This is a genomic window from Nitratidesulfovibrio oxamicus, assembly GCF_015731765.1.
Taxonomy (GTDB): domain Bacteria; phylum Desulfobacterota; class Desulfovibrionia; order Desulfovibrionales; family Desulfovibrionaceae; genus Cupidesulfovibrio; species Cupidesulfovibrio oxamicus.
In genome coordinates, this window is the sequence record NZ_VRYY01000143.1 from 1 (window position 1) to 5,660 (window position 5,660).

Consider the following 5,660-nt stretch of genomic DNA (forward strand, 5'->3'; position numbering starts at 1 on the left):
CGCAGCTTCCCCGACGGCGCCGTGCTGGTGGTGGCGCGCGACCTGGCGGACTGGGGCATGCTGATGGACCGCGCCAGCGCCGTGGTGGTCGAGCGGGGCCGCATTTCCAGCCAGTTGGCCGCCGTGGCGCGCGAATTCGGCAAGCCCGCCGTGTTCGGCCCGTTCCGGCAGGGCAGCCCGCTGGATCTGCTGGAGCAGGGGGCCATGGTCACCGTGCACGGCGACGTGGGTGTGGTCTATCCGGGCCGCATAGAGGGGTTCATCGAATCGGCCGCGCACGAGTGCAACTTCATGCCCGGCAGCCCGGTGTTGCAGGCGCTGGACGCCGCCGCCCACCACATGCTGCCCCTGACCCTTGACCCGGATTCTCCCGACTTCAAGGCGGCCAACTGCCGTACCTTCCACGACCTGGGCCGGTTCTGCCACGAAAAGGCCGTGGCCGAGATGTTCCGCTTCGGCTCGCAGCAGCGCCACGCCCCGCAACGGGTCAAGCAGTTGCAGTGCGACGTGCCCAAGCAGTTCTGGGTGGTCAACCTGGACGACGGCTTTGACGGCGAGGTCAGCGGACCGCTGGTGCCCGTGGCGCGGATAACCTCGGTGCCCATGCGCACCCTGTGGCGCGGCATGAACGCCGTGCCGTGGCAGGGGCCGCCGCCGGTGGACGCCAAGGGCTTCCTGTCGGTGATGTTCGAGGCCACGGCCAACCCCCACCTGGACCCGGCGGCCCAGAGCGCGTTCTTCACCGAGCGCAACTACTTCATGGTTTCGCGCAATTATTGCAGCCTGCACTCGCGCTTCGGCTTCCATTTCGTGGCCGTGGAATCGCTGGTGGGCGAACGCACGCCCGAAAACTACGTGGTCTTCCAGTTGCGCGGCGGGGCCGCCAACATCGAGCGCCGGGTGCGCCGGGTGGAGTTCGTGGCCGGGCTGCTGGGCGAATTCGGCTTTGCCTGCACCGTGCGGCGCGACGCGTTGTCGGCCCGCATCGAAAACCTGCCCCAGCCGGAAGCCCTGCGCATGCTGCTGGTGGCCGGGTACATGACCATCCATACCCGCCAACTGGACATGATCATGAACGACGGGCCGCAGTTGGCAGAGCGGCGCGCCGCCATGCTGGCCGACTGCCGTCGCCTGCTGGAAGAGGCCGGTCAGGCCGCATCCGGGGACGACGTCCGCCCGCGCCGTGCCGTGGATCCCGCCGCCCCCATCTGATTCCCTGCCAGCGGCGCCGCATCGGATACAGGCCGGACACGGACCGGGCACGGGCGCACCCGCTGCCGGATGTTTCCCTGTTTCGGCAGCCCTGACACTTCCGGCGATTGTAAAATGCTGGATGATCGGGTAATTGTAGCACATGGGGTGACCCCTGCGCGGCCCGTGTTCCAGAAGTGCGCCGCCGGGGGAGGGAGGTTGCCGCGCGAATGTTCCGGCGTATCCGTTGTGAAACGGATGTTCCGCATCGGCAACACTTTCACGCCGTGGACGGCGCCTTCCTTCCTTTCCCCAGGCCCTTTTTTCCGGTGATATTTTCCGGGCGGTCTTTTCCGGGTGCCCCTTTCGCGGGGGGTGCCCGCCCACGGAGGCTGGATGGACATCGGCGGATATACCAGGCTGCGGCGCAGGCTCACCTTCGCCATGCTCGCCTTTTCGCTCGTGCCGCTGTTCGCGCTGGGCTTCTTCATCCATCTCCAGTTTTCCAAGACCTACCACGAGCGCATGGTTTCTGGCATCGAGGCGGTAACCGAAAGCAAGCGCCGCGCGCTGGATACCTTCCTGGCCGAGCGCGTCTCGCAGATCAAGAGCCTGGCCTGGACCCATTCGTTCCGCGAACTGTCCGACCCCGCCAAGTTGGGCACCATCTTCGGGGTCATCCAGTCCAATGCCCGCTCCTACGTGGACATCGGCGTCATCAACGACCAGGGCGAACACGTGGCCTACGTGGGGCCGTATTCGCTGGAAGCGGCCAACTACCGCGACGAGCCGTGGTTCCACGAGGTGATGCTGAAGGGCCAGTACGTCAGCGACGTGTTCACCGGGTTCCGCCGTTTTCCGCACTTCATCATCGCGGTCATGCGCCGTGAGAACGGCAGGGCCTGGATACTGCGGGCCACCATCGATTCCGCCGCCGTCAGCGCCATGCTGCACCGCGCCTATTCCGGCACCAACAGCGACGCCTTTCTGCTGGCCGTGGACGGCACCCTGCAATCCGATTCGCGCAACAACGGCGCCATCATGACCAGATCCGGGCTGCACCTGACCATGCCCGACAGGGCCAAGCGCGGGGTGGTGGTGGACACCGTGGCCAGCACCGACGGCAGGCCCATGGTCACCGGCATGACCTGGCTGGAGAACATGCCCTGGCTGCTGGTGGTCATGGACGACCCGCGCGAGCCGCTTTCGCCCCTGGTGCACACCCAGCTCATCGTGGTGCTGTTCCTGCTGGGCGGGGCCGTGGTCATCTGCCTGGGCACCTTCTTCACCACCCGCATCATCGTGGACAAGGTCATCGAGGCCGACCGCAGGCAGGCCATGCTGGATGCATCGCTCATGCAGTCCAGCAAGATGGCCGCCCTCGGCAAGCTGGCCGCCGGGGTGGCGCACGAGGTGAACAACCCGCTCATGCTCATCCGCGAGAACGCCGGGTGGATCCGCGACCTGCTGTCCGAAGAGGACGCAACCCGCATGGCCCACCACACCGAAATCGAGGAAGCCGCCGTCAAGATCGAGCAGCACGTGGACCGGGCCAAGGGCATCACCCACCGCATGCTGGGCTTTGGCCGCCGCATGGAACCCATGCAGGAAGACGTGCCCCTCAACGTGCTGACCGAGCAGACCGTGAAGTTTCTGGAAAGCGAGGCCCTGCACCGGTCCATCACCATCCACAAGGATTTCGACGCCGAACTGCCCGCCATCACCACCGATACGGCCCAGGTGCAGCAGGTGATCCTGAACGTGCTGGACAACGCCATCGACGCCGTGGGCCAGGGCGGCTCCATCACCGTGCGCACCGGCGCCACCGAAGGCGGACAGGAAGTGTTCGTGTCCGTCACCGATACCGGCGGGGGCATCACCCCCGAGGTGCTCGAACACATCTTCGACCCGTTCTACACCACCAAGAAGGCAGGCGAAGGCACCGGCCTTGGTCTGGCCATCTGCTATTCGATCATGGAAAAACTCGGCGGCCGCATCGTGGCGGAAAGCACCCCCGGCAACGGGGCCACCTTCACCGTGTACCTGCCCACCGCACCGCCCGCCTTCACGCAGGATACCCTGCTCAACTTGCGGTAGCTGCGGCTGTTTTTTGTACGCCTCCGGCGGGCAGTGGGCTTTGCCCCCTGCACCCCCGTATAGAGGCGGCAGGGCACCCTCGGCCTCTCCCACACCCGAATGAAAAGTTTGGGGGGATGGGGGCCGGGGGAAGGGGACCCTTTGAAAAGGGTCCCTTCCCCCGAACATCTTTGAAAAAGGGCCACGACATGAAGATTCTCATCGTGGATGACGAGACGGAATTCCTGGACCTCATGCACAAGCGGCTTGCGCGGCGCGGCATGGAGGTGGACACGGCGGACAACGGCACGGACGCGGTGGCGCGCGTGGAGCAGGGCGTCTACGACGCCGTGGTGCTGGACGTGAAGATGCCGGGCATGGACGGGTTGGAGACGCTGCGGCGCATCAAGGCCCTGCGGCCCGAGGTGCCGGTGGTGCTGCTGACCGGGCATGCCAGCCTGGGCGCGGCCCTGACCGGCATGGAACTGGGCGCGTTCGACTACATGCTCAAACCCGTGGCCATCAACGAACTGATCTTCAAGCTGGGCGAGGCCGTGCGCCACGCCTGAGCGGCGGCGCGCGGGCAGGACTGCGGCCCGCGCCGGGCCAGACAGGCACAACCGGCGGCATCATTGGCAGCAACACCGGCGGCACGTTCCGGCTGACGGCGGACATCACGACGCAGACCACGGCGGACGCGACATGGGCGGTTTTTTCCACACACTCGGCACGCTGTTCCGGCGGCAGGACGCACCTGCGCAGGACGGTGGCGTGCCCGACGCCGAAGCCGAACGGCTGCGCGCGCTGTACCGCGAACGCTGTTCGCGGTTCCGGCTGCTGCTGTCCGCCAACAAGAGCGCCCTCGAGATAATGGCCGACATGGAAGAGGCGCTGCGCGGGGTGCGCCCCTTCGGCATGACCTACGTGCGCGGGGCCTGCACCCGCGCCTGCGCCAGCGTGTTCCAGATCGTGCGCCACCTCAACGCGCTGTCCGACGACCGGTGGCCGGAACTGGAAACGAAGTTCGACGAGATCCGTGCGGGCATCGAGGCCGTGGTGGCCCCCCATGTGCGCGCGGGCGGCGGGCCGCTGGTGCTGCCCATTGCCGAGACCGGCGTGGACATGGCCGACCAGACCGGCGGCAAGATGGCCAACCTGGGCGAAATCCGCCGCCGCCTCGGCATCACCGTGCCCGACGGCTTCGTGGTCACGGCCACGGGCTACCAGTGCTTCATGGAGGCGGGCGGGCTGCAGGAAGAGATCGACCGGCGGGTGCAGGCGGCGGACGCCACCCGGCTGGACGAGGTGTTCGCGCTGTCCGCGTCCATCCAGCAGCTCATTCTGGCCGCGCCCGTACCCGACGAACTTGCCGAGGCCATCACCGCGCAGGTGGAGCGCCTGGCCGGGCCCCCGCATGATGCACTGACGGCACCGCACCCGGGTGCCGGATCCTGCACGGGCGCCGAGGTGCGCTTTGCCGTGCGCTCCAGCGCCGTGGGCGAGGATTCGCTGGACGCCTCCTTTGCCGGGCAGTACCGCTCGGAGCTCAACGTACCGCCCGAGGACGTGCTGGACACCTTCAAGGACATCGTGGCCAGCAAGTACGGCGTCACCGCCATGACCTACCGCCTGGCGCGCGGCATCCCCGACGAGGACGTGCCCATGTGCGTGGGCTGCCTGGTCATGGTGGATGCGGTGGCGGGCGGCGTTGCCTACAGCCGCAATCCGCTGGACCTGCGTGACAACACCGTGGTCATCAATGCCGTGCCCGGCCTGCCCAAGGCCGTGGTGGACGGCAGCTTCAGCCCCGACGTGTTCGTGGTCTCGCGCGAGGTGCCCATGGCGGTGGCGCAGCGCCAGATAGCGGCCAAGCCCCAGCGCTTCGTGCGCGACCCCATCGAGGGCGTGCGGCTGGAGGACATGCCGTCGGACATGGTGGACGCCCCGTGCATCGACGACGCCCGCGCCCTGGAAATAGCCGCGCTGGCCGCCGGGTTCGAGGTGTTCTACGGCGAACCGCAGGACATCGAATGGGCCGTGTGCCCGGAAGGCGAGTTGACCATCCTGCAAAGCCGCCCCCTGCGCGAGGCGCGTCACGATGAACTTCCGGAGGGCGAATGCGCGCCCGTGGGCGGTGCCGACGCCGCCGGAGGGGATGTCGCCGCCGCCGAAACCGGCCCCCTGCCGGGCGGCTACAATTGCGGCGAATCCGGTCCGCCGGTGCTGCTGCTGGGCGGCACCCCTGTCAGCCCCGGGGCGGGCGCGGGCCTGGCCCACGTGGTGCGCAAGGACATGGACCTGTTGTCCTTCCCCGACGGCGGGGTGCTGGTCATTGAGCGCGCCCTGCCGCGCTGGGCGCCGCTGCTGTCCCGCGCTTCCGCCGTGGTGGCCGA

The 5,660-nt window shown here is 67.9% G+C and carries 4 protein-coding genes; all 4 read left to right on the forward strand.

All coding sequences use genetic code 11. From position 1 onward, the window contains the following. Positions 1-1,212, forward strand: a 1,212-nt coding sequence (locus tag FVW20_RS06300) for a PEP-utilizing enzyme (RefSeq protein ID WP_269145815.1), incomplete at its 5' end; no start/stop codon positions are given. Between the two features lie 375 nt (positions 1,213-1,587). Next, positions 1,588-3,288: a sensor histidine kinase gene (locus FVW20_RS06305; RefSeq protein WP_196608766.1), complete on the forward strand. Its 1,701-nt coding sequence runs from the start codon at positions 1,588-1,590 to the stop codon at positions 3,286-3,288. A gap of 188 nt (positions 3,289-3,476) precedes the next feature. Beyond that, positions 3,477-3,836 (forward strand): response regulator, encoded by a 360-nt coding sequence (locus FVW20_RS06310; protein WP_190245416.1) that lies wholly within the window; start codon positions 3,477-3,479, stop codon positions 3,834-3,836. A gap of 133 nt (positions 3,837-3,969) precedes the next feature. Next, a partial coding sequence (locus tag FVW20_RS06315; RefSeq protein ID WP_307831396.1) for a PEP/pyruvate-binding domain-containing protein occupies positions 3,970-5,660 on the forward strand: 1,691 nt, incomplete at its 3' end.

What these genes read in the sequence shown, in the direction of transcription:
- FVW20_RS06305 (WP_196608766.1), top strand. Translation starts at nt 1,588, where the DNA reads ATGGACATCGGCGGATATACCAGGCTGCGGCGCAGGCTCACCTTCGCC.
- FVW20_RS06310 (WP_190245416.1), top strand. Translation starts at nt 3,477, where the DNA reads ATGAAGATTCTCATCGTGGATGACGAGACGGAATTCCTGGACCTCATG.